General features: G+C 51.5%; 20 protein-coding genes. 7 read left to right on the top strand and 13 right to left on the bottom strand.

Annotation, left to right across the window (positions count from 1 at the left end; translation table 11 throughout):
- Positions 1-98: 98 nt before the first annotated feature.
- Positions 99-2,387 (bottom strand): SpoIIE family protein phosphatase, encoded by a 2,289-nt coding sequence (locus tag AAF564_04090; protein MEM8484701.1) that lies wholly within the window; start codon positions 2,385-2,387, stop codon positions 99-101.
- Between the two features lie 138 nt (positions 2,388-2,525).
- Here AAF564_04090 and AAF564_04085 point away from each other — a divergent pair, with 138 nt between their 5' ends.
- Positions 2,526-3,116 carry a sigma-70 family RNA polymerase sigma factor gene (locus AAF564_04085; protein ID MEM8484700.1) on the top strand — a complete coding sequence of 197 codons (591 nt, stop codon included), beginning with the start codon at positions 2,526-2,528 and terminating at the stop codon, positions 3,114-3,116.
- On the opposite strand, the gene AAF564_04080 is transcribed toward AAF564_04085, so the two are convergent.
- From AAF564_04080 to AAF564_04065, 4 genes are all read right to left on the bottom strand, one after another.
- Entirely contained in the window at positions 3,113-3,517 is a 405-nt protein-coding gene (locus tag AAF564_04080; protein MEM8484699.1) for a VOC family protein, read from the bottom strand. The two genes, AAF564_04085 and AAF564_04080, sit on opposite strands and share 4 nt — an antisense overlap.
- 24 nt (positions 3,518-3,541) lie before the next feature.
- Positions 3,542-4,543: a class 1 fructose-bisphosphatase gene (gene fbp, locus AAF564_04075; protein ID MEM8484698.1), complete on the bottom strand. Its 1,002-nt coding sequence runs from the start codon at positions 4,541-4,543 to the stop codon at positions 3,542-3,544.
- A gap of 203 nt (positions 4,544-4,746) precedes the next feature.
- Positions 4,747-5,442, bottom strand: coding sequence for a TIGR04282 family arsenosugar biosynthesis glycosyltransferase (locus AAF564_04070; GenBank protein ID MEM8484697.1), 696 nt, complete (start codon positions 5,440-5,442; stop codon positions 4,747-4,749).
- Position 5,443: 1 nt separating this feature from the next.
- Complete coding sequence (locus AAF564_04065) at positions 5,444-6,604, bottom strand: cysteine desulfurase family protein (GenBank protein MEM8484696.1); 1,161 nt, start codon at positions 6,602-6,604, stop codon at positions 5,444-5,446.
- A 142-nt stretch (positions 6,605-6,746) separates the two neighbouring features.
- On the opposite strand from AAF564_04065, the gene murA reads away from it, so the two are divergent.
- Both murA and AAF564_04055 read left to right on the top strand, forming a co-directional pair.
- A complete protein-coding gene (gene murA / locus AAF564_04060) occupies positions 6,747-8,111 on the top strand; it encodes a UDP-N-acetylglucosamine 1-carboxyvinyltransferase (protein ID MEM8484695.1) in 1,365 nt (454 codons plus the stop codon).
- A 2-nt stretch (positions 8,112-8,113) separates the two neighbouring features.
- Complete coding sequence (locus tag AAF564_04055) at positions 8,114-8,788, top strand: class II aldolase/adducin family protein (GenBank protein ID MEM8484694.1); 675 nt, start codon at positions 8,114-8,116, stop codon at positions 8,786-8,788.
- On the opposite strand, the gene AAF564_04050 is transcribed toward AAF564_04055, so the two are convergent.
- The 3 genes from AAF564_04050 to purD form a co-directional block, all read right to left on the bottom strand.
- Positions 8,785-12,336, bottom strand: coding sequence for a hypothetical protein (locus tag AAF564_04050; protein ID MEM8484693.1), 3,552 nt, complete (start codon positions 12,334-12,336; stop codon positions 8,785-8,787). The two genes, AAF564_04055 and AAF564_04050, sit on opposite strands and share 4 nt — an antisense overlap.
- Positions 12,337-12,476: 140 nt before the next feature.
- Complete coding sequence (locus AAF564_04045; protein ID MEM8484692.1) at positions 12,477-13,427, bottom strand: NHL repeat-containing protein; 951 nt, start codon at positions 13,425-13,427, stop codon at positions 12,477-12,479.
- Positions 13,428-13,432: 5 nt separating this feature from the next.
- Positions 13,433-14,722 (bottom strand): phosphoribosylamine--glycine ligase, encoded by a 1,290-nt coding sequence (purD, locus tag AAF564_04040; protein ID MEM8484691.1) that lies wholly within the window; start codon positions 14,720-14,722, stop codon positions 13,433-13,435.
- Between the two features lie 143 nt (positions 14,723-14,865).
- Between purD and AAF564_04035 the strand changes: the two genes are divergently transcribed.
- The 4 genes from AAF564_04035 (at position 14,866) to AAF564_04020 (ending at position 19,498) form a co-directional block, all read left to right on the top strand.
- A complete protein-coding gene (locus AAF564_04035; GenBank protein MEM8484690.1) occupies positions 14,866-15,459 on the top strand; it encodes a heme NO-binding domain-containing protein in 594 nt (197 codons plus the stop codon).
- A gap of 48 nt (positions 15,460-15,507) precedes the next feature.
- On the top strand, positions 15,508-17,577 hold the full coding sequence (locus AAF564_04030; protein MEM8484689.1) for an ATP-binding protein: 2,070 nt from the start codon (positions 15,508-15,510) through the stop codon (positions 17,575-17,577).
- An 83-nt stretch (positions 17,578-17,660) separates the two neighbouring features.
- A complete protein-coding gene (locus tag AAF564_04025; protein ID MEM8484688.1) occupies positions 17,661-18,869 on the top strand; it encodes an acyl-CoA dehydrogenase in 1,209 nt (402 codons plus the stop codon).
- A gap of 221 nt (positions 18,870-19,090) precedes the next feature.
- Entirely contained in the window at positions 19,091-19,498 is a 408-nt protein-coding gene (locus AAF564_04020) for a hypothetical protein (protein MEM8484687.1), read from the top strand.
- A gap of 77 nt (positions 19,499-19,575) precedes the next feature.
- Here the strand turns inward: AAF564_04020 and AAF564_04015 are convergent, their stop codons facing one another.
- From AAF564_04015 to AAF564_03995, 5 genes are all read right to left on the bottom strand, one after another.
- The gene (locus AAF564_04015; protein MEM8484686.1) at positions 19,576-20,700 is read right to left on the bottom strand and encodes a DUF3179 domain-containing protein; all 1,125 of its coding nucleotides are present in this window, start codon (positions 20,698-20,700) and stop codon (positions 19,576-19,578) included.
- 131 nt (positions 20,701-20,831) lie between these two features.
- Positions 20,832-21,527 (bottom strand): Bax inhibitor-1 family protein, encoded by a 696-nt coding sequence (locus AAF564_04010; protein ID MEM8484685.1) that lies wholly within the window; start codon positions 21,525-21,527, stop codon positions 20,832-20,834.
- Between the two features lie 32 nt (positions 21,528-21,559).
- Positions 21,560-22,438 carry a TIM barrel protein gene (locus AAF564_04005; GenBank protein ID MEM8484684.1) on the bottom strand — a complete coding sequence of 293 codons (879 nt, stop codon included), beginning with the start codon at positions 22,436-22,438 and terminating at the stop codon, positions 21,560-21,562.
- An 84-nt stretch (positions 22,439-22,522) separates the two neighbouring features.
- Positions 22,523-23,674 (bottom strand): redoxin domain-containing protein, encoded by a 1,152-nt coding sequence (locus tag AAF564_04000; GenBank protein MEM8484683.1) that lies wholly within the window; start codon positions 23,672-23,674, stop codon positions 22,523-22,525.
- Between the two features lie 20 nt (positions 23,675-23,694).
- Entirely contained in the window at positions 23,695-24,729 is a 1,035-nt protein-coding gene (locus AAF564_03995; GenBank protein ID MEM8484682.1) for an SMP-30/gluconolactonase/LRE family protein, read from the bottom strand.
- Positions 24,730-24,788: the final 59 nt, after the last annotated feature.

Below are 24,788 nucleotides of genomic sequence, written 5' to 3'. Positions count from 1 at the left end.
TCCAAGGCGGGCGCTTAAAGTACTACATTTCCAGCTAATAGTGGGCGCCTGCCATCTTTTCCCTTTACTACAGGCATATTCAGGAGCCGGCTAATACACTACAACAACGATTCCCTGCGCAGCGAGATGACGGTAAGGTCATGAATAGCGCCAGCAGGACTTGCACCCATATCCCGAATAAGCTGGCGTATCAAACGCGAAGGTTTTATGCCGGCTTGTGTTTTCAGCATGGCTTTGAGCCCATCAACATCGAGCACAGCACCGTCTTCAGCGGCATTTTTGATTAACCCTTCTGTATATAAGAATAGTCCGTCACCTTCAGCCAGCGAAATTGAATGATCAGTGTACACAACTTCCTTTTGCACGCCAATGGCAATACTGCCTTCCCAACTCAACTGCTCTACTTCACCTGAGGCACGTACAACAAGCGGCGGATTGTGGCCGGCATTACAATACGTCAACAGCCCTGTTTTCAGGTTCAGGTTTCCATAAAACGCCGTCACAAACTGATCGCCAAGGCGTTCCGGAAGTACCAGGTCATTGAGTGTGCGCATACACGATGCCGGCGGGAAAGCACGCTGGGCATCCGCTTTCAACAACGTACGACTGGTAGACATCAGCATAGCCGCCGGGAATCCTTCTCCTGTGACGTTGCCAATAAAAAAGGCAAGCTGGTCGTCGTTGAGATAAAAGAGGTCGTAGAAGTTACTGTTCACTTCTTGCGCGGGCAACATGTAAGCGTATGCGCTTACCTCATCACTTTCAGGCAGCTGCGCCGGCAAGACGGCTTTCTGCATCCGCTTCACAAGCGCGAGGTCGCCTTCAAGTCCGGTTAGCCGGGTGTGCGAGCGGGACATCTTCCGCTGAAATTGAACTGCTTTGTGGGTTTTATAGATGGTCTGCTCAAGGTCATCAAATTCGATGGGCTTGAATAGAAAATCATAGGCCCCCAGGTTCATGGCACGTCGGACGTTCAGGATATCTCCGTATGCCGACAACACCAGTGCCTTGAGCGGGTACCCGCCTTCATGCAAGTTGCCCAGCAAGGTGAGCCCATCCATCACAGGCATGTGCAGGTCTGTCAGCACAATTTCAATGTCTGGATTCGCGTCGATGCGCTCTAGCGCCTGCGCGCCGTTTTCGGCAAACTCAATTTTCCATTCACCAGCGCGAATTTTCTTGTAGTATTGCTGAGAAATCAAGAGTTCAATATCCGGCTCATCATCAACCACCAGAATTGTAATGGGGCCGCTTTGTTCGTCTGACACTTCGGCAACACGCGGTACATGATGCGAATTCGTAGACACGGGCACTTGCTTTGGTGTAGGAGCGGACTTCTGGTTCAATTGCTCAAAGTCGTCAAGCAGCGCACCCAAATCTGCGTAGCGTAACGAGGGATCTTTCTGCAACGCTTTGCCCAAGATTGCCTCAAGCCTGGCCGGCAAATCAGGCCTGAATGCTGAAACAGGCACGACCGGTTCATTCACAAGCGCATAGAGGATAGCATGCGTTTGGTTCTGCGCATATGGCGGCTGTCCAGTTAGCATCTCGTATAACACAGCACCCAACGACCAGATATCCGCCCGGTGGTCAGCTTTCCCGGCGGCTTGTTCAGGAGACATGTAAGAGAGCGTCCCCATAGCGTGTGAGGTAAGCGTAAGCCTGGTATCCCCTTCAAACCGCGCAATGCCAAAGTCAACGATCCGGATATTGCCTGATCCATCAAAGAGTAAATTGCCTGGCTTGATATCCCGATGCACAACGCCGGCTTTGTGGGCTGCTTGCAGGCCTCTTCCAATTTGCCCTGCAATTTCCACGGCCTCGGATACTTCCATGCGACCCTGGTTAATCCGCGCTTTCAGCGAACCGCCCTCACAAAACATCATGGCAATCATGAGCTGCTCTTCTGAGAAAGGCTCAGCGGTATAAATTGTAGCCACATTGGGATGGCTCAACGCTGAAGCTGCCCGTGCTTCAGTGAGAAAACGCCTTCTAATCGCCTCATCTTTGCCAATATCCCGGCGGAGAATTTTGAGCGCTACTGAACGGTTAAGCCGCGTGTCACGGGCTCTATAGACAACACCCATGCCTCCTTCTCCAATCTTTTCCTCAACCTGATAATGCGCAATCAACTGGCCAAGCAACGGGTCTTCGGTACTGGAAATCACAGGCACTGCCGCTGTTGAAGGCTTGATAAAAAGTGCCTCCTGAAAGTCTTCAAAAAAAGTATTAACATCGGGATCCGCAGCCAACAATGCCTCTACCTCAGCGACCACGGCTTCGTCTCCCTTGCTTTTCTTCAACAAGAACCCGTTACGGTCGGGTTCAGGCACTTGCTTCACCTCTTCAAAAAGGTGCTCAACCAGCGTCCATTGCTTTGCGTCCATAGGGTAAAGTGTGGGTTATTCGCGCCAAAATACACGATTTTGCACAAAGTAACTACCTTGTTTAGCCTTGCCTTTTAATACCTTTGGCTTATCTTGCAAACGACTACCCCCCTTACAAGCAGTATCTACGCCTTCATTATGGCTAAACGAGCAGAATCTCGTGAAGTAACCCGGCTACTTGGCGAACTTAAAACGGGAGACGACGGCGCTTTGGGCGATCTTTTCCCGCTTATTTACGACGAACTTCACAATTTGGCGCACGTACAGCGGCGCCATTGGGTTGGCGACCATACCCTTAACACAACAGCGCTGGTTCACGAAGCGTACATAAAGCTCGTCAACCAGGCTGAGATGAAATGGGACAGCCGGTCGCATTTTTATGGCGTCGCATCCAAAGCAATGCGGCACCTCCTGGTGAACTATGCAGAATCGCGCAAGCGCCAGAAGCGTGGTGGTGAAATCAAAAAGGTGTCGCTCGAATCGGAATTCATGCCACAAGATGACCTGTTCAGCCTCGCCGATGACCGACTCGATATGCTCATCACGTTGAATGACGCACTCAAGAAGCTGGCTACCCTTAGCGAAAGACAGGCCAATATCGTTGAATGCCGTTTTTTTGGCGGCATGAACATCGCAGAAACTGCGGATGCGCTGCAGCTATCGCCGGCAACGGTGAAACGAGGTTGGGCTGTTGCTAAAACATGGCTATTTAAAGAGATGAATACCTAATTTTCATCGAGCGGCTCAATCAGATCCCACCAGTTGCCGTAAAGGTCTTCAAATACAGCAACCGTACCGTATGGCTCCTCCTTGGGCTCGCGCACAAATTTGATGTCTTTCATGCGCATGTCTTCGTAATCACGCCAAAAATCATCGGTGTGCAGGAAGAGGAAAACACGCCCTCCTGTTTGCCGGCCTATACGCGTTTCTTGCTCGGGCGTCGAAGCACGCGCCAGCAACAACCTTGCGCCCCCCTCGTCGCCGGGCGGCGCAACGACCACCCATCGCTTGTCTTGTGCTGGCTGGTACGTGTCTTCTATAAGGGTGAAGCTGAGCTTCTGTGTAAAAAATGCAATAGCTTCGTCGTAATCCCTTACAACAAGGGATATCAACATGAGGGACTGCTTCATTGTGCCGGAGCGTCTTTGGGCTTGTTAATAGGTGGCGTGCAAAAACTCCTGTACCCGTTCAACCATGGCAGCACTGCCGATAAATAGTGGTGAGCGTTCGTGCAAAGCCGTTGGGGTCTTCTCGAGCACGCGAATGTCTCCATCAACAGCCAAGCCGCCGGCTTGTTCAGCGATAAATGCCGTTGGGTTTACTTCGTATAGCAGCCGCAGCTTGCCGGATGGATTTTTCTTGGTTGCCGGGTACATAAATATCCCGCCTTTCAACAAATTGCGGTGAAAATCTGACACAAAAGAACCGATATACCGCGAAGTGTAAGGCCGGCCCGTAGCCTCATCAGGCTCCTGAATCCATTTAATGTACTGACGGAGTCCGTACTCAAAGGCATTGTAGTACCCTTCATTGATTGAGTAGATGGTGCCCTGCCGCGGCGTTTTGATGTCGGGATGTGAGAGCAAAAACTCCCCAACAGACGGATCCAGCGTGAAGCCGTTAACGCCGTTGCCCGTCGTGTACACAAACATCGTAGACGAACCGTAAATGACATAGCCGGCAGCAACCTGTTCTACACCCGGGCGCAAGACCGCATCTAGCCCCGGCTGAACGCCTTCTGGCAATCGGTAGATACTGAAGATGGTACCCACACTTACGTTCACAGAAATATTGGACGAGCCATCAAGCGGATCAAACAGTACAATGTAATCTCCCCGCAAGCCCCGGCATTTTTCTATCGGAATCAAGTTCTCCTGCTCTTCCGAGCCAAGCAAACAGCACTCGCCGCCACGCTTAAGTGCGCGGATAATTTCAGCATCAGCCATAACATCCAGTTTCTGCTGCGCTTCGCCTTGCACATTGGTTGCGCCGAAATCCCCGATGATGTCTACCAGGCCGGCTTTGTTGATTTCTCGGTTGATGATTTTTGCTGCAATACCGATGTCGCGGATTAGCCGCGTGAAGGCCCCGGCGGCAATGGGGATCGCTTGCTCCTGCTCAATGATGAACTGCTCAAGGGTTTTGAATTGCCCCATGGGCGATACAATTTGTGACGTTGCCATGTATATGTGGGAATATTTATCAAGATTGAAAGCGCTTCCATAAAGCGGTATATAACTATCTCGCCGGCGCGTATAATTGTGAGAAACATTAAAAACCTGAACCGGAAATACATCCAGAATGGAATCCGGTCCAACCTTCGCGACACCGAAAAGCGGGTTAAAACCTGAGCTTCAGGCTAAATCTGGCTGCGAAGTGCTGGATAGGCCCCTTCCAACTGCGCAAGTACTTTGCGGGTTCTCACCAATGGAAAATCACTGACATGCAGATCGCGGACAAGCCGCTGCAGTGTTTCTGGTTCATCTACGTCATACCAGGACGGCAAAACATGTACCGATGCGCCAGTATCAGCTGCGCGATCGAGGGTTTGGCTGAACACGTCGGCGTGGCTATAGGCCATACCATCAAACAATTGGGGGTAAAACGAATTCATGCCAAGCAGGTAATAACCACCGTCTTCACTGGGACCAATAGAAATAGCGCCCGGCTTATCCAGCACATCAAATGCCTGCTGAACAAAGGCCTGCGGTAGCGTGGGATGGTCGGTACCAATAATCACACACTGCTTGTAACCGGCAACAAAACACTCGGCAAACGCCGCTGCCATCCGGGGGCCAAGTCCATCTCCTTTTTGTGTATGGACTGCAGTACCATCAGGCCGTAAATCATCCGGCAGCGTTACTTCTGATGGGCCAAAATAGAGGTGCACATCAATGGGCATTTCGAGGTAAACATCAAGCGCATCCTTTAAAAACGCGGCATACAGTTGGGCTGCCTCCTCCGGCGTTATCAACGCGGTCAGTCTTGTTTTAACGTTACCCGGCTGCGGCACCTTTGCAAATACAATCAGCGCGCCTTTACCCGCTTCTTCCATACTAACGCATCCGTTTAATGATGGTACCCAACTTGTCTACAGCATAGTCGATGTCTTCTGACGTCGTGTCCTTCCCTAGCGAAAACCGCACAGCTGCAGCCGCTGTATCCTGATCCAGGCCCAGTCCCAACAAGACATGGCTTGGCTCGATTGCGCCACTTGTGCACGCGGATCCAGATGAAACCATCACGCCTTCCAGATCGAGATTCAAAATCAGCATTTCCCCATCCATGGCCTTGCCATCAACCGGCTTGAACGCAACGTTAACAATGTGGGGGATGCTTTCTTCTTCTTGCGGGCTAGTATTGAGCACATAGCTTCCAGCATCCAGCAAACCTTCCAATGCTGAGATCAGACGCCGCTTCAATACACGCAAATGGGCAACACGCACGGCACGCTCTTCAACAGCCAGGGCAAGCGCATGTGCCATCCCAACGATGCCGGCTACATTTTCTGTCCCCCCACGACGCCGGCGCTCTTGTGCACCCCCTTCGATGAGCGTTGCCAGTTCTGCGTTCCGCGTCACCACGAGGCACCCCACCCCTTTGGGGCCATAAAATTTGTGGGCAGACACACTAAGCAGGTCAACTTCTTCTATAATCGACTGAAGATCATACAACCCTGCTGTTTGCACAGCATCCGTATGGAAAAGGATCTCTTGCTTTGCACAATACGCACCGATGGCTGCCACGTCTGAAAGGCTCCCTGTTTCGTTGTTGCCATGCATCAGGGAAACGATGCTACCAGCGGGCAGATCAAGGGCTACTATGTCTGATGCAGTGAGCCGGCCGTGCCGGCCTGGCGGAAGAAGTTTCACTTCGTTGCCGGCTTTTTGCAAACTGTGGGCCTGTGTAAGAATAGCTTCATGCTCCACAACTGACGTTACCAACAACCGCTCAGCTTGCTTCAGGGCACCTTTTACAGCCGTGTTATTCGACTCAGTGCCTCCACTGGTAAACACAATCTCGCCAGGCATCACACCCAGTATAGCAGCAATGTGCTCCCTGCTTTCTTCCACAGCAAAGCGCGCTTTTCGACCCAGTGCATGAACAGAAGAGGCATTGCCATACTGCTCTTTCAGGTATGGCACCATCGCTTCCAGCACCCGTGCATCGAGGGGTGTAGTTGCTGCATGGTCAAGATATATTTGTCGCTTGTTCAATAGACAGGACCTACCTGATCGACCAGGATAAAAATATTGGTACTCGGATTGCAGTGGGCGTGCTACCCGGTACTACAACCCGTACGGCTTAACGCACTTCTCGCCAAAACGGATTCCTGTCACCTGAAACGATTTTTATCTAATGCGTACAATTTTGCAACCTATCTCAAATGACCTTAGTGCTGAAATGGATAAACTCGTTGTAACAGGCTCTCACCGATTAAAAGGCGACCTGCCAGTAAGTGGTTCTAAAAACACAGCGCTTACGCTGTTAACCGGTGCACTGCTGGCTGATGGGCCCGTGATAATTGAAAACGTACCCAATGTTCGCGACGTTCGTACGCTTTCAGAAATCATCTCTTATACGGGTGCAAATGTTAATTTTGACAAAGAGGCTGCCGTTGTAACGGTTGATCCTTCAACGCTTTCCATCCCGGAAGCACCTTATGAGCTCGTCAAGAAAATGCGGGCCTCCTTTTATATGCTGGGTGCCTTGTTGGGTAAATGTGGTGAGGCTCGGGTTTCACTCCCTGGCGGCTGCGCATGGGGCCCTCGACCTGTGAACCTCCACATCGAGGGCATCAAGGCATTGGGAGCTGAAATTGACCTGGAGCAAGGGTACGTCGTGGCACGCGCACCAGGCGGCCGGCTCCCTGGCGGAAGCTACCGGCTTGAACCTTCAAGCGTAGGCGCAACCGTTAACCTCATGCTGGCAGCAGCACTGGCCCGTGGCTCCTCACGCATTGAAAATGCTGCACGCGAGCCGGACGTCATCACTTTTGGCGAGGCACTGCTTAGCCTTGGCGCTCGTATTGAAGGACTCGGCACAACAACCATTGAAATCGAAGGCGTCGACCAGCTTCAGGCTAGCCCCATTCGGAACTGCTCTGACCGTATCGAACTCGGTACTTTTATGATTGCAGCTGCCATTGCAGGCGAGCCAGGCGATACCATCCGAATTACAAATGCAGAACACGAACAACTGGGCAACGCATTCAAAGAAGCGTTTGCTGCCACCGGGACTAAAACTACCTATGGTGAAGATGTAACCGAAGTTGTTGTACCAGAGAAAATCTTGCCCGTCGACATCACCACGGCCGTCTATCCCGGCTTCCCAACTGACCTTCAGGCCCAATGGACCATCCTTATGGCCCAGGCGGATGGTCCGTCAACGGTCACTGAAACTATTTACCTCGACAGGTTCAAGCACATTCCCGAGCTGCAGCGTATGGGACTTGTGGCGCGCGTTGAAAACAACGTTGCCCATATATCAGGCGGCCACCAGCTAAAAGGTGCCCAGGTAATGAGTAGCGACCTGCGCGCCAGCGTATCCCTCGTGCTGGCAGGAATGGTTGCAGAAGGCGAAACGGATGTGCTTCGTGTGTACCACCTCGACCGAGGGTATGAAAACCTGGAGCAAAAGCTGCGCGATGCCGGCATCAAGATTCGGAGGGAACGGTACGACGAATGGGCCCAGCCTGTACCGCCTGTTTCTGATAATGTATAGCGGTGTCCTCTTCATCTAACACGCTGCCGGCGCCTGAAGCACAAGCACGCCAAACCTTGGTACAACACTACCAGGAACTGTTTGCCAATGGCCTTTGCCGCGGCACGTCAGGCAATGTATCCGTGCGATACGGGGCCGGCTTCCTGATTACACCATCAGGTGTCCCATCAGAGACCGTTTCACCTGAAAATCTCGTGTACCTACCACTGGATTGCGCGCCGCCATTTGAGCAAAACCCAGGCCCTTCTTCGGAATGGCGATTTCATCGCGACATCTTGCGGCACCGCCCTGAAGTCAACGCCGTGGTGCACATCCATGCGCCACACGTAACTGCGCTCGCTATCAACAGGCAGGCTATACCGGCAGTGCACTACATGATAGCATTGTTTGGCGGTGACTCTGTTCGCTGTGCGCCCTATGCATTGTTCGGCACCCAGGACTTGTCAGATAATATTATGCACGCCCTTGCGGCACGCTCAGCCTGTCTACTGGCCAACCATGGGGCAATCACAACGGGCAAAGATTTGGCAAAGGCCGTGAACCTTGCCTATGAACTGGAATTGCTCGCACAACAGTACATCCTTGCTTTACAAGCCGGGACGCCCGTCCACCTTTCTGAGCAGGAAATCACAGAAGCTTTGCGCGCATTCAAAACTTACGGTTCCAACCAATCCTAGAACAGCGCACTCATTTGCACCCGCAAGGTGTGTAACGTAGGAGCATCTGCCGGCGCGCGTCCATCATACGCAAATGAAAGGCGAAGAAATTGATTCAAGGTATAATCGCCACCCAGTCCCCACAGGTACGATGTACCCGGCCCCCGGCCATCGGTTAGCTCAAAGAGTGAAAGCCCCAACGCATCGCCATCCAGGGATACGAAGGCAACTTCGAAACGTGCGCTGACCTGTGCTTTGCGCACTTTCCTGATTCGCATTTCGAATGGCAACTTCACTACGCGCGCTTCCCGGCTTCCAACCCGATCCGTTTTATTCGCCCACTCGCCTGATGTCACAAACGATAGGCTGTTCGACGGGCTAAACGATATCTCCGGGGACACACGCAACCCTTCGATGTTGTACCTGCGTGATGCAAATGATTCACTCCCGAGCCTATTGGCTTCCGTTTCTGCTCGCAGTTTCAATCCCCATTTACGTGAGGCCGCATACCGTCCCTCAACCGCCCATACATTCAAGAACCGCGTTTCTTCGCCGGCAGCCAACTCCGACAAACTACGCAATTGATTAAAGCGCACATCCAATCCAACACGAGGAATCGCCCTGAAAAACAGAAAATCCTGGCTGACTCGGATACGGCCATTCAGCGTATTGAGTGGATTCCGGAATTCGTCAAGATTGAGCAGATAGATACGCGCAATGTCAGACTCGCGGCTTTTCTCTTGCACTTCAAAGGTCGTCCGCGATGACACTTGCCGCAGTGCACGTTTTAACCCTGTCGATTCTTTCCCCCAAATGCGGGAAGGCTCCAACTGCAACCGTACCCGGGCGCGTACACTCACGATCGACGCGAGGCTGTCCGAAGGAATGAACGTCTTAACATAAGCACCCTCATTTGGTGTACGCTCCGGCAGAAATTCATCGATCTGAATGGCCCCATCCCCATTAAAGTCTTCCCACACATACTGCCCCAATTCCGGGCCGGTCCGGATATAGATCTCCTGGAGTGTTGGCGTCCGTTCGGTTGCGGCTTCATAACGCGTGACCAACTCAATGGCCCGCTTCAAAGGACGCCACTGTGTATTCCACCTTAGCAAAACAGATTCAGCATCTTTCTGCTGGAAATTGGTTTGAAAGAACTCACTAAATCGCCTGACCCGGTACCCGACACTGCCGTCCGTATTAAACACATTGTCCGGGCGAAAATTAAACTGTGACTGGTATGTCCAGGCCCGCGAGGCATCGCGCAATTCGCCCATTGCCCAGCCGTCTTCATCGCGGTATTCCATCGTAAGCGCAGCCTCAAGCCTATCGGTGGCCCACGCTATGCCTGGTCGGTATTCAACAAAAGAAATTGAAGCCATGGTCAGGCTGTCGGTGCCGGCGGCGCGTTGGCGGCGGCGCTCCTGCTCAAACGCAAAAGTCGGGCGCAAGCGGCGCCCCAACAGCGGCAAGGCAAGCTCTCCGCGTTGCCGAAACCAACTGCCTTCTTCTGCCAGCAGCGCGTCTTCGCTACGAATAGATTCAACGGTGTAATTCAGGTAGTCCTCAAAACCTGCTACCAGCGCAGTGCGCTGTCCGTTAAAGGCATCCTGAAAATCAATGCGGCCGGCCTCACCGCGTATAAATGCATCAGGTTTCAGGTAGACAGATAGACTCCCCTCATCTATGCGCTCATCGCCAGCACCCTGAACACCACCCGTTGCCGTTACAGCCCGCTCATTCAAATTCCACTTCCTCCCAAATTCTACAGGCCGGATGCGGTCAAAAGAAGCAAAGTCTGCCCCAATTTCGCGCCGATATCCTTCTGCTTCGATGTGCCCATTTTCTTCAAAACCCAAATTGAGCGGCACAGGCTTTATGCGGACACCTGTTTTGAACGCATGGTCGATGTCATCGGCATTGTCGACACTCGACAAGCTATTCTGATCGTTGAAAGAACGGGCCCATTCCCCAAAAACCTCAACAAATGGGAACGGCTCTAACCTGCCATTGAAATCGAGCAAATTGCGATTTGCCGGCTTAGGCAATACCCGCACGGGCTCATAGTCGCCTTCTCCTGGCCCTCGGTATTCATACAGGATGCCATTCACGCCACGACCAAGTCGGACGTAGCTCCCAGTCCGTGTCCCCACCCGCGTAAATCGAACACGAAACACCTCAACTGAATCAGCGGGTTGTGCATCCAGGGCAACAAAAATACTATCCGTACTGCCAGCCCCATCGGGTATCGTTTCGAGCACATATTGCACGTATGGCGCTTCAGGATCATATACCACAGGTTCAGCACCAGAGCGCTGCGCCAGTCCATCGCCGGCAGCTATAATCTGCAGCGAATCCGCCGTCGTCAGTCCAAATTCTTCATTAAAGAGGTCGCCATCTGCTTCGCGTAAAAACGTAACGCCAAAAGACGAACGGGCGCGTCCATTTTTAGCCTGCCAAAAGTTGGCCTGTACCGTTCCCCCGGTCAGGGCCCGGCTGAATTGATTGGTTGTGTACTGAAATTCTACATTAATCCGGCGATCGCTTGTTATGATGCGATTTGGCGTGAAAGTGATTTCACCGGTTGCATAGTCTACCACATAGTCGTTCGACTCACCACGTACCATGGCTACACCATCGAGGTACACAACCTCTGAGCCGGCAACAATAATTAGGAATTGCTCACCATTCTCGCCTTCCAGTCTGTAAGGTCCCTGGATGCCGTCAATCGGCGTGATTTCTTGTGTCCGGAAAATACCTCGCGCGGTGGCGCCGGCTACATCAACAGACAGCAAGGGATCCCCTCCCGACCGAGACGGGATATCACTAAAGAGATGAATCCCCTGGAGCTTCCGCGTAAACCGTCCAAACTCTGATGACTGATACCGCACATCAAAATCGCCAAGTTGCACCGTGCCTTTTTGCGACTGAATCTCGATAAACACGCGGTCAAATTCATTAAGCCGCTGCGTTGTGCCTTCTGGCTGGATGGGCGTATTCTCGTCGGTTAGCACGGCCTGGACATTAACACCATCCACAATTTCCCCGGCCAATTGCAGTCGCAGCCCCGACTCCACGGTTACATCGCGGTTGTTACCCGCTACAATCCCTCGGGTAATCGAGCCGGAACGCTGCACTTTCGAATTGCCGAATGGGTCTTGTACCGTTCGGTTGGCGCGCGCAGCCTGATTCTCGAGGTCTTCGATGACATTGGAAGAATCAGAGGCCTCGTCCAGTGTGATGCCTTGTCGTCTCACATAAGCCGGATCAAACGAAAAAGGCAACGCGCGATACCGGACCACAAGTTCGCCGGCAGCTAGCGTATCCGTCAGCCGGAGTTTACCATAGCGATAGTCGATATGGTAAGCAGATGCTGGTAGGACTTCACCATCAAGTGCAACGACCACGCCTGACGCAAGGATAAAAGGCTGTAATTCGACTTCCTGTCCGGGCGCAATTTGGAGCGTATCTACAACTTCACCCTGCTGCTGCACAGGAGGCACCTGCGCCCAGGCCGTAGCTATCCCAAAAACGGGAAACACAAACAGCATGCAGACGAACAATCGCACGGAGGTGGAAAAGGCTAACCAGTGAAAGAAAAAGCTGAAATAAAGTGGTAGCGAAGTGCGATGGCGTATAGCGTTAGTTCTGATCTTGTGTTGCAGATACTCCCGTTTCCGGTCCGTGTTTCTGCCTTGAATGCGTCCTTTTATGGCGCAAGCGTTGCCCACGAGGTTTTGAACAAGGTTTTCTCGCCTAGTAAATACAGCACCCCATTGTGGATGGCAGCATCTCTGAGAGGCTCGTCAAGCGCGATAGCGATTGTGGATTCGAGCAGTCCGCGTGATTGATACACAAGCAACCGGTCGTGTAAGATCACCAGTAACAGGTCATTCAGGATAAACAGCGATTCGGCATTTGCAATCAGCCCATCAGCCATCGTGCGATCAAAGCCACCAAATGCATCATATACAACAATGGCATTTCTGCCACGGTCCGCTATAAAGAGCCCGCCGGCGTCTGATAGAGCCACAGCAACGGGTTCAATGAGGCTTCCTTCACCCTGATCGTACGCGCCAATCTGGCGAACAAAATTTCGCTGGGCGTCCCACATCTGAATGGCATTCTCTACTTCATCGACAACATACATGGCGTTGTCATCTGCCGTGATGAGGCTGATGGGCCGGCCTGAACCGATGTTATTGCCGTCTTGTGCCTGCTGCCGATAAGATGGCTCGCTCCCATAAACGTCTTGCCGCGCATTTGCATCATCGTCGATGTTAAGGGATTCGAGGAACAGAAATTCTCTCGAAAACCGCTGTACCCGACCATTGGCTGCGTCAGCCACTACCAAAACGAGGCCATTGGTGACGTCTACATCCGCAGGTGTGTCAAATTGTCCTTCGCCTTCTCCCGGGCCTCCCAGGTGCTGTAAAACCTTACCCTCTGCAGATATCTTTGCAATATGATGCGCACCGGCATCAACAACATAAACAACGCCGGCGGGATCAATATCTACAGCCACCGCTTCTTCAAAAAAGGCAACTGCTTCTAAATCCTGTACGCGAATCTCTTGATCAACAGGCTGCGCAACAGCAGATCCGGCAAGCAACAGCAGCAAAGCTGTGGTTACGCATTTCTGATGGACGGTTCGCAGCATAGGGATCAGGATTCGGCGATTCGGGCCAGTCCTTTCTGTCCGATGTCACGCCTGAATTGTTGGTCTTCAAACTCGATACGCGCCACGCCGGCATAGGTTTTTTCCAGCGCCCCTTTCAAATCAGGTGCAGATGCAGCAACAGCGAGCACGCGGCCACCTGAAGTCTCTACGCCGCCCGCAGCAGCATCCCGTGTGCCGGCATGAAAGACTACAACATCATCCAACGCATCCGCCTCTTCGATGCCGGCTATGGCTTTGCCCTTATCATAACTGCCAGGATAACCGCCGGAGGCCAGCACAACACATGCCGCTGCGCCAACAGCCGATGACACTGGCGGCAGCGGATCCCCTCCTACGAGTGAACCAATGATTTCAAGCAAGTCTTCTTGCAATAACGGAAGTACAACCTGGGTTTCAGGGTCGCCGAATCGGCAGTTGAATTCCACCACCCGCGGCCCTGTTGGCGTCATCATCAAACCCACATACAGAATGCCCTGGTATGGCGTCCCTTCAGCAGCCATTCCCCGTAGCGTAGGCAGGATGACCGTTGCTTCCACTTCCTTCATCAGCGCTGCGGTCATAACAGGAGCCGGTGCATAGGCACCCATGCCTCCCGTGTTTGGCCCTGTATCGCCTTCGCCAACGCGCTTATGATCCTGTGCTGGTGCAAGCAGTACGTATCGTTCCCCGTCGGTTAGCGCAAACACACTGGCTTCTTCACCCTCCATACACTCTTCAACAACAACTGAAGCACCAGCCTCGCCAAACCGGCTTTCTTTCATCAAGGCGTCGAGGCCAGCGTATGCCTCCGAAAGTGTTCCGCAAATGAGGACACCTTTGCCGGCAGCAAGGCCGCTAGCCTTCAACACAACCGGCGCACCTTGCTGGGTGATGTATTGTTTTGCCTCAGCATAAGCCGCTTTATCAAATGTTCGATGCGCAGCTGTCGGGATGCCATGCCGCTCCATAAAAGCCTTTGCAAACGCTTTACTGCCTTCCAATGCAGCAGCTGCTGCTGTGGGGCCAAATATGCGCAAGCCTGCTTTATTGAACGCATCGACAATGCCATCCACAAGCGGCTGTTCTGGACCAACAATTGTTAGCGCAACGCCTTCCTCACGGGCAAAAGACAACAAACCCGCCACGTCAGATGCCCCTATCGGCACATTCCTGCCCAATGCTGCTGTACCGGGATTGCCCGGCGCTATAAACAACTCCGGGGCATGTTTACTCTGCGCGAGTTTCCAAGTTATGGCGTGTTCACGCCCACCACCGCCAATCACCAATACTTTCATTGTCCGTCACAATTGAGGCTTGATTCTGCTCTACATTCGCGCCTTGCGAACTGCAGGTGGAATGTAACCACAGCTTAAGAAAAAAGCACCGTGTACGATACTCGAATTCGACAATTCAATTTGAAAAATGTGCAGGTGCTACCATGTACGGGATGGTAAATCGAGCTATTGAGCAATTTATTCGGAAAGAGCACGGAGAAGAAGTATGGGAACGGGTCGCGTCAAAAGCCTCAGTTTCCCACGAGTTCATCAGCATGGAGCAATACCCGGATAGCGTCTCGGTTAACCTTGTGGTGGGACTCAGTGAAGTGACAGGCATGGGGCCGGCGCAAGTGCTGGCTGATGTAGGTGAATACTGGGTCTCCTTTGCCTACAACAGTGAATACGGTGACTTGCTCGACATGGCCGGCGATACCTTGCCAGAAGTTCTTGCCAACCTGGATGAAATGCATACCCGCGTAGGTCAGTCCTTCGAAAAACTTGACACCCCTTCTTTCTGGGTATCAGATTTAACGGAAGATTCCATGATCCTCCACTACAACTCAAGCCGTGACGGACTTGCCCCCATGGTCGTTGGGCTTGTGCGCGGGCTTGGCAATCTGCTCGACACAGATGTATCCGTTATTCAGGTTGGCTTCAAAGGTGACACGGGTGATCACGACGAATTTGCTGTAGCTTTTGCAAAAAAGGAAAAAGCAGACCTCGGAACCAAACCATCTGTCACCTCACAGACCTAAAATCAGCATTCGATCCTGTAATTCGATTTTGAACACTGTACGAATGTCATGGATACGATCCGGGATGCGTTAGGCCTTAACTATACCCTTCTCAACCAGGCATTCCCCTTTCATCTCATCCTGGATCAAGACCTGCGGATAATGGGCTGCGGTTCATCACTATCGGAACTGGCGCCGGCCAGTATGCCCGACCGGCTTTTAACAGACTTCTTCGAACTGACGCGCCCACGCATCACGCCAAATCACTCAAACCTTAAACGGTTATCAGGCAATGCGGTTACGCTCTGTTTCAGCGCATTGGATCTGGCTTTTAAATTCCAACTGCTTGCTGACCCGGATACCGACTTGCTTTTTTTGCTCGGCTCACCCGTCTTGAAAGACAAAAGTGATTTCAAGCAGCATGGCCTCCGCCTCCGGCATTTTGCTTCCCACGACGCAATGCCTGATTATTTGATGGTCCTCAAACCTAAAGAAATTGACATTGCTGAGAAGAGCCAGCTCATGCAAAAGCTGAACGAGCAAAAAGCTGCGCTACAGAGGGCTCATGACACACTGGAAGACAAAGTAACCGAACGTACAAAGGACCTGCTGGAAGCGAAAGAAATGGCTGAAGCTGGTAGCCTAGCCAAAAGTGAATTCCTGGCCATGATGAGCCATGAAATTCGCACCCCCATGAACGGTGTTGTAGGGATGACACAAATCTTGCGTTCGTCTCCCCTTTCTGATGACCAGCGCGACTGTGTAGACATGATTGAATCGTGTGGTGAGGTATTGCTATCAATCATCAATGACATCCTCGATTTCTCTAAAATTGAAGCCGGCCAACTGAAGCTTGAATCGCGCCGATTTGATCTGGTAAAATGCATTGAAGAAGTACTCGACATTCTGGCCCTAAGCGCGTACCAGAAACATATCGAATTGGCATATGCACTAGACCCGGTGTGTCCAACTGAAATCATTGGTGACTCTACGCGCCTCCGCCAAATCCTGGTGAACTTACTTTCCAATGCAGTCAAATTCACCCAGAAAGGGCAAATAACTGTTGAGGTTTCAGCAGAAATCAAAGGGCTGCACAATACCCTCTTCCATTTCCGGGTAACTGATTCAGGCATCGGCATCCCACCCGCAAAACTCGATGGGTTATTTGATGCATTTACACAAACGGACGCGTCCATTACCCGTAAATATGGCGGCACCGGACTGGGGTTAACCATTTGCAAACGATTGTGTGAGATGATGGGAGGTCACATCTGGGTAGAAAGCGAACTTGGACATGGATCAATATTTCATTTTCAGATCGAGGTACCTGCTTTTTATACGACACTGCCCACCTCGGCTGCATCAGCCTCCTTGCCTGTATTGCTATACGACGAGAACCCCGAGCATGGCCGGCTGCTTGCGCAACGCTTGAAGCACTTCCATATTGAAGCCACCCGCATGAACTCGGCAGAAGATTTGAAGCACGCCATGCTCGCAAATGTCAACGCAAGATGCATCATCAACGCCCCCTCCCTGCTCCTCGAAGAATCATTGAGTCAGGTCATGCCAGATCCAAAAAACTGCATTCATTTAAGATCCACACATGAGAATCGAGGTGCGGCAGCACTGTCAGCATATATGCAGCTCAACAAGCCAGTTTCCAGCCGACAACTGGCGGAAGTAGCTGCACATCTGGGTGCCGGCAAATTGCCAGATCCAGCCATCAGGAATAGTTTTTTCGCTGCGCGCTACCCCCTGCAACTTGGCCTGATAAGTCAGAACCGGCTCACGTCTGCAATCTTTGGCAAGTCCCTCCAAAAGCTTGGCTACTCCCCTATCAATATGCCTTCATTAGCAGCACGCTACCCAGAACATCCAGAAGGCCTTCCGTTTAGCTGCCTCCTGATTGACTGCGACGTCCTTTCTGCATCTGAATGGGAAACTTTGAAACATTTACGGACTTCAAGCGCTTCTCTGAAACAAACCACTGTGATTGCGCTGGTACCCAAAAATGAACCACCCGGACCAGCTGCAAATCCTGACCTCTTTGACACCTATATTGAGCAGCCAGCTTCTCTCGAAATTATGGCAGACATTTTGAGAAAAACCCATGCCCTGCAAAGCGCTTTTCAGGCATAGCATTAGCGCACATGCCGGGCCGGCCATCAGAGACCTGACGCTGGTTTATTGCTTCTAAAGTATATCCCACATTGGAGATCCTTATGCCAAAACCAGTATTTGATATAGATGATGCCTTCATGTTTGAAGAACTGCTGTCTGAAGAAGACCGCATGATCATGGACGCAGCGCGGCAGTATGCACAATCCAACCTCGAGCCCCGCGCACTTGAAGGCAACCAGGACGGCAAATTCCACATGGAGATTGCCAAAGAACTGGGCGAACTCGGACTCCTCGGCTCAACCATTCCACCAGAATATGGCGGCGCCGGCGTCAGCTATACTGCATACGGACTCATCGCCCGGGAAATCGAGCGCGTCGACTCAGGTTATCGATCGTTTGCTTCTGTGCAATCTTCCCTGGTCATGTATCCCATTTACGATTTTGGTACAGAAGAACTACGCCAACGCTTGTTACCGAAACTTGCCACGGGTGAAATGATCGGCTGCTTTGGCCTCACCGAACCTGACCATGGCTCGGATCCGGGCGGCATGAAAACAACTGCATTGAAAGTTGATGGCGGCTGGGTGCTTAATGGCTCAAAAATGTGGATCACAAACTCCCCCATTGCGGACGTAGCTGTGGTTTGGGCAAAAGCGAAAGAAACCAAAGACGACCCGGGCGTGATCCGTGGCTTTGTGGTTGAAAAAGGATTCAAAGGATTTTCGGCACCGAAGACGGGCAACAAAATGTCACTCCGTGCTTCGATTACCGGGGAAATTGTCCTGCAAGATTGCTTTGTACCAGAAGAAAATGCTTTCCCTGAAGTTCGCGGGTTAAAAGGCCCCTTCTCTTGCCTTAACAATGCAAGGTATGGGATTGCATGGGGCACACTTGGCGCAGCTGAGAATTGCTATCACCGGGCACGGCAGTACGTAATGGAACGCAAGCAGTTCGGCCACGCCCTCGGCTCGATGCAGTTGATTCAGACCAAGCTGGCCAACATGCTTACCGAGATTACCAAAATGCAGTTATTAGCGCTGCGTCTTGGCCAGTTAAAAGATGCAGGACGTGCTGCGCCTTCAATGATTTCACTGGCAAAACGGAATAACTGTGGCGCCGCCCTCGACATCGCACGCGTTGCACGCGACATGCTCGGTGGGAACGGGATCACAGGCGACTTCAGGGTTATCCATCACCTGGTGAACCTTGAGACTGTAAACACTTACGAAGGCACCTATGATATTCACGGCCTGATTTTGGGTAGAGAAATTACGGGGATTCAATCCTTTGTCCCGCTTGGCAACCCGTAATCGCTAAACCAGGCTTTACCATCGAATTTCCAAAACGGCAGCAGGTTATACCTGCTGCCGTTTTTTTATTTCTTTGGACGGCGCACGCAAGGGCAAGCGAAAGGCGCATCGCTGTGTAGCGAAAAAACGGTTGATTGTATGGTATCAGATGAAATATTCTGATTGCCCGTTTACGACCCACTTCCGTACACTGAACGACCCACCATATATGCTCAGGCTTTATGGACACGTTCGTTATACCCACAACGTTCGAAACAGAACGGTATGTGGCGGCACTCAATGCCTGCTCAGCCTACGCCGGCTTGCCCAGATGGCAAAACGACTGGCGTTGCCCAGGCCACTATCGCGCCGAAATTTTCAAATTCGATGCATTTGGCTTTGTGCTTGAAGATACAGAAGACGCTGAGAGCGATGATTATGGATTTGCCACGTTTACCATGCGCAAAATCAAAGTCTTCAGCACAGCCAACATTTTGCTTATCGACGGCAGCAGAATTATACAGGGCCTCGATGAATACAAAGAAGGCAATCGCGTAGAGAAGATTCAGGATGAGTGGCAAATTCACCGTGCCACAACGCATATCGAAGAACCCGTATTGCATGCAATCTGCGCGCTTGTGTCGGGATAGCTGCATGAGCGTTCCCAAGATGCCCAAACCCTGCCTTATGAAGCCCGGCGGTGCTTGAGGTAGTCATTGAAGAGGCCTTATTCGCCGGCGTACAACCCTGTATCAGGCTTGAAGGCAAACCAGGCAAAGGCAAAGAAATTGCCATGGGCCACTGCCTCGAGCTGCTTGCCTTTGTGTGGCCCAGAGATGGCATGGCCGGCGATATTCCACTGGCTTCCGGTCTCTTCATCCACAAACAGATCATTCTTGTATTTAAAGACCAGCGGCTTCCCGTCCACTTCGTTCACAAACACACCCGTTGACCCAATCATTTTAGAATCACTGATCTGCGACTTGTCCAAAGCCGAAACCGCTCCATCTGCATGAAAGATGAGCAAACGTTTGCCATTCACGGTGTCATCAATCACACGCCGCTTCCGCGTGACCCGGTGCGGATAGGCTTTGTCTTCACCGTCAATACTGACTGTTACCACCTTCTCCATAGGCGGGACGCGTTTGTCTAGCGGACCGCGGTATAAAAACGGACGCTCATTGATGTCATCGTAGCCGGCGTACGGGTTCTTACCATAATCACGAATGTGCCCGGTTCTTTTTGATAGCACGGCACCTGCTGGATACGCTGAGCGAAACTGATCAAACGAGATAATTTGCGCCGGCACAGGTATAAGGATCCTGCCCGTCAGGTCGCCAATAACCGCCTCACCACTCAATTGCTGCCACAAGGTCTCGGTCTGCCTGTCGTACATAATCATATCTGAATGCCGGAGCATGCCTGAAACACCAAAGCTGTACGTCTCTCCATCTATTCGCCGGTCAAAAGCCAATGCAGCATAACATAGCGGACAAAAAGTGACCGTAATTGGCACGCCAGATAACTCGTCGTTGACAATCTCATGCCAGGTGAGGATTTGTAGCGGATAAGCGCGTGCGATACCTCCTATTTCCACTGAGACCACTGGCTCCTGGCCTTTCAGCCAGCCGGCAGCGGCGTCCTGTGACACAAAAGAAGGGTTATCAATTGCTGGAATCCCATCTTTCGGCGGGCCACCAGACATCAATTCATCCAATTCAATCGAACGTTTTGCCGTGTTGGTCTCCCAGCCGGGCAGAGCCTGTTCTTTGGGTTGCGCAGCTACCGTTCCAGCCAGTGCACCAAAGGCAACAACGCCAATCAAGCATGTTGCAATTATGAACCGAATCAAACCTGTCCTCATTTTCTATTTCAATAGCGCTATTTTGTAGCATGAGATGCAGAATGGTTACGAAAAATGCGTCATAAAAAAAGCCCCCAACCTGTATGATTGGGGGCTTCTCAAGAGTACCAAGACTCCAATTAGTCACGAGCCATAAACAGGCGCAAGACGTACCAGAACATCAGTGCCACAGAAGCAAACAAAGACAAGGCTGCTGCCACGTATTTGTCCTCCGGATAGTGATGCAAGACGTTTGAGGTATCGTACAAAATAGCAGCGCCGGCGAAGGCAATCATCCCAATCGAGAAGTACGTGCCCAGCTCAAATCCAAAGATCAGGCTACCGACAATGGCCACAATGGCCACGATGCCAATCCAGCGCAGCATCCCACCCATAAAGGAAAAGTCCTTACGGGTCATAAAAGCAACTGCAGTAAGACCGGCAAAGCCAAGGAGTGTGACTGTTGCTGCGCTTTCAATAACGCCAGGTGCAGTCATTTGGGCGATGTATAACATCGGGACAAACATAATGCCCCAAGCCACAACAAAAGCCACCAGCGCACCATATTGAGATGCAACAGATGTTGCATTCATAGCCGTGCGGTTCGCAAACCAGCTCACGAGCATAAAACCGCCAAGCACAATCAACCAATTGCCTCCGAGCATCGAGGTCATAATGGCCGGCAACTCCGTTTGGAAAATCGCTGCTTCAAACAGCACGAAGCCAATCATGGCCCCAAACAAGTGCATATAGGTCTTTGAGATGAAATCAGCGCGTTCTTCCACGCTGCTCATTGACACAGGCACGGGGGCATGCATGCTATAATCTGAGTTCATAAGTAGTTCTTTTAGTTGCAACAATTACAGGCTTACACGTCGCAAATCCAGATAGCTTGCCGCAATGACGCCATTGGGTCGCGCACCGGGATAAACTCCTGGCCAACAAAGCCGGTGTAGCCTGTATCTACAATAGCTTCCATGATCGCGGGATAATTCAGTTCCTGGGTTTCGTCAATTTCATTGCGACCAGGGTTGCCACCCGTGTGATAATGGCCAAAATAATCTTTGTAATCACGGATTGTGCGGATCACGTCACCGTCCATGATTTGCATGTGATAGATGTCGTAAAGCAGCTTAAAATTGTCAGAACCAACCATATCAACCAGTTTCACGCCCCACTCAACGTGGTCGCACATGTAGTCTGCATGATTCACTTTGCTATTTAGCAGTTCCATGCACAGCATAACGCCCCGCTTCTCAGCATCCCCAACAACTTGTTTGATGGCCTTGGCGCAATTCTCCATGCCTTCGTCATCGTCCATGCCCTCCCTGTTTCCAGAGAACATGATCAGGTTGGTAAAGCCGGCATCGGCCACTTCGCCAATGCGCACTTTGTAATCAGGCACTATTTCAGCATGGTGTGCAATACGGTTGATGTTCTTCGAAATTGAACCCGAACTCGGACCATTAGACATCGCACACGAAAGCCCATATTTCTTCAGTGTATCGTACGCCTCGGGCCCGACAATTTCAATGGACTTAATGCCCATCGTTACAGCCTGTTGCGCCAACTCTTCCAGCGAAAAGTCTGAATAACACCATTTACAAACAGAATGGTTGATATTGCCTTTCAACTTAGCCGGTGCGTCGGTTGTGGTACCCAAATGGATTGCCGGTGTACCAACAAGGGCAGCAGCGCCGGCCATTTTTTTCATCGCAGAGCGACGAGACAGATTTTGGTGTTTCATGACGTTTCGTGTCTTTGGGGGATGATGGTTTCCAAGTTCAACAGTCCGGTGGCATGCGTTTTTGTTTCACGCAAGGTATCACACTCAGTCGTAATAACGGCCAATGTGGTCAACAACTGTTTTTCGTATTTCCAGCGGGTCAATTTCTCCAAGCATACGAAATACAATTTCTCCGCCAGGCGCTACAAGCACGGTATAAGGCAAAGCGCCAGGCCATTCTTCATCTACCGCATCAATCAGTGCGTAAGCATCTTCTTCAGTATAATGGTAATTCGTCATCGATGCATGTTCTGACTTCAGAAACTTGATTACATCCTCCTTTGCTTCAGCATCGTCCATGCTAATCGTGACCATTTCAAAATTCCGCCGGCGGTACATCAGGTGCATGTCCACAAACTCAGGAAATTCGGTCACGCAGGGCCCACACCACATCGCCCACATGTTGACAAGCCGGTAGTTGTCTGTATCATTTTTCAGAATCTCTTTCACAGCAGCTGCATCAACAGCTGTAACAGAGACGGGCTCCTTCTCCCACCGCTCCTGGGCGCGCCTAACACCCTCTCCCTTGTCCGCCCATTTGATAGAGCACCCAAAGGTTTTCGTTTTCGCAACAGGCACAGGCTTGCCTGCTAACATTGCGTCCAGCGCATTTTTTGTGTCGTGGATGGTAGCAGCGCCAATTTTCTCATTGTCGTCGATACGCCCCACATACACCAGCTTTCTATCCTTGTCGAACAGAAAGGCATGCGGCGTTGCAACCGGGCCATAAGCACGCGTCACATCCTGTATGTCCCCATCATATAAATAAGGGAAGTTAAACTGCTTGTGTTCAGCGCGAAGCTGCATGTCCTCAAGTGTATCATTCAGGTCTGTATACCCAAGTTCATCCAGGCGTACAGCAGAAGGATCATTCGGAGAAATGGCAACAACGGCAACGCCTTTCGGCCCATACGTATCCGTAAGTGCGATCATGCGGTCTTCGTAAGCCTGCGCGGTTGGACAATGGTTGCACGTAAAAATGACGAGGAGCAACTCTGCATCTGCAAAGTCTTTCAGGGTATAAAACTTGTTATCTGTGCCTTCCAAATGGAAGTCGGGCGCAGTTGCACCGAGGGCCAGTGTTTCCACATTATCGCTGCTCGCAGCAAAAGCCGGCAGGCCGGCAAACAGGATCAGGCAAGCAGCAAGCGCTGGCAAAAACCTGTTGGTGAAACTAAACAGTTGAGGCATGTTCATAACTTGATCATTGTTTACGATTAAAAGCCAAGGCCTTTGGTTTTGAGTCGGATTCGCATCAGGTACATGTCTGCTGTGATGTACAACGTACGGCCATCATCACCAAAAGCACAGTTTGCCGTGGCTTCCCCGGTTTGGATCGTTCCCAGCAATTTACCTTCAGGGTTGATGATCAGGACGCCACCCGGCCCTGTTGCAAATACATTTCCTGCCTGATCAACAGCAAGACCATCTGGCAATCCTTTGCCGCCGGCATCCCGCTGTGGCGCTGCATCATAAAAGAGCCGGCCTTCTGCCAGCGTACCATCATCCTGCACATCAAATGCACGCAGCACAGGGGTTTCATAATCCGATTGCGCCACATAAAGAACGGATTCATCCGGCGAAAACCCGATACCATTAGGATTGGTCATCTGCGTTGTCAGCAGGGTTACCTCTCCGGTTTCATCCAGTCTGTAAACCCCATTGTGCGGCTGCTCTTTATGTGGGCTGTTGTTGATGCCTTCCAGTCCGTATGAGGGATCTGTAAAATACAGGGCGCCATTTGATTTAAAGACGCCGTCGTTGGGGCTATTCAGGCGCTTCCCATCGTGTGAATCGGCGAGGACAGTGTGTGTATGGTTGAAGGGATCAAGGCGGGTTACTGCACGGAATCCGTGGTTGCACATAACAAGCCGGCCTTCGCTATCGATTAACAGTCCGTTTGCACCAAGTTCTTTGCCCTGCGGATCGTCCCGGTTGTACCCCGCCGGCCGCAAAAAAACGTTGAGTCCCTCATCTTCACTCCATTGGTAGATGGTATTTCGTGGGATGTCGGTAAATAAGACGTGGTTTTCAGCAGCAACCCAGACGGGCCCCTCGCTCCACTCAAAGCCTTCAGCCAGCACTTCCAACGGCGCATCAACATCAATGAGGGCATCCAGTGCAGGATCTATTCGCTCAACAGCGCCAGATCGTGATTCAAGATAAGCGGGCGCTGCCTCGTTTTCGGGCGCCGGCGTATTACATGCTACTGCGACAACAGCAAGCATCAAAAAGAGTACAGGTTGCTTCATGATTTTCTGACAGTGGGTGGATGTCTTCATGAATATAAAAATTCTTTGCAAAATAGCGC

This window comes from Bacteroidota bacterium (assembly GCA_039111535.1).
Lineage (GTDB): Bacteria > Bacteroidota > Rhodothermia > Rhodothermales > JAHQVL01 > JBCCIM01.
This window is presented reverse-complemented; position numbering and strand designations above follow the sequence as displayed.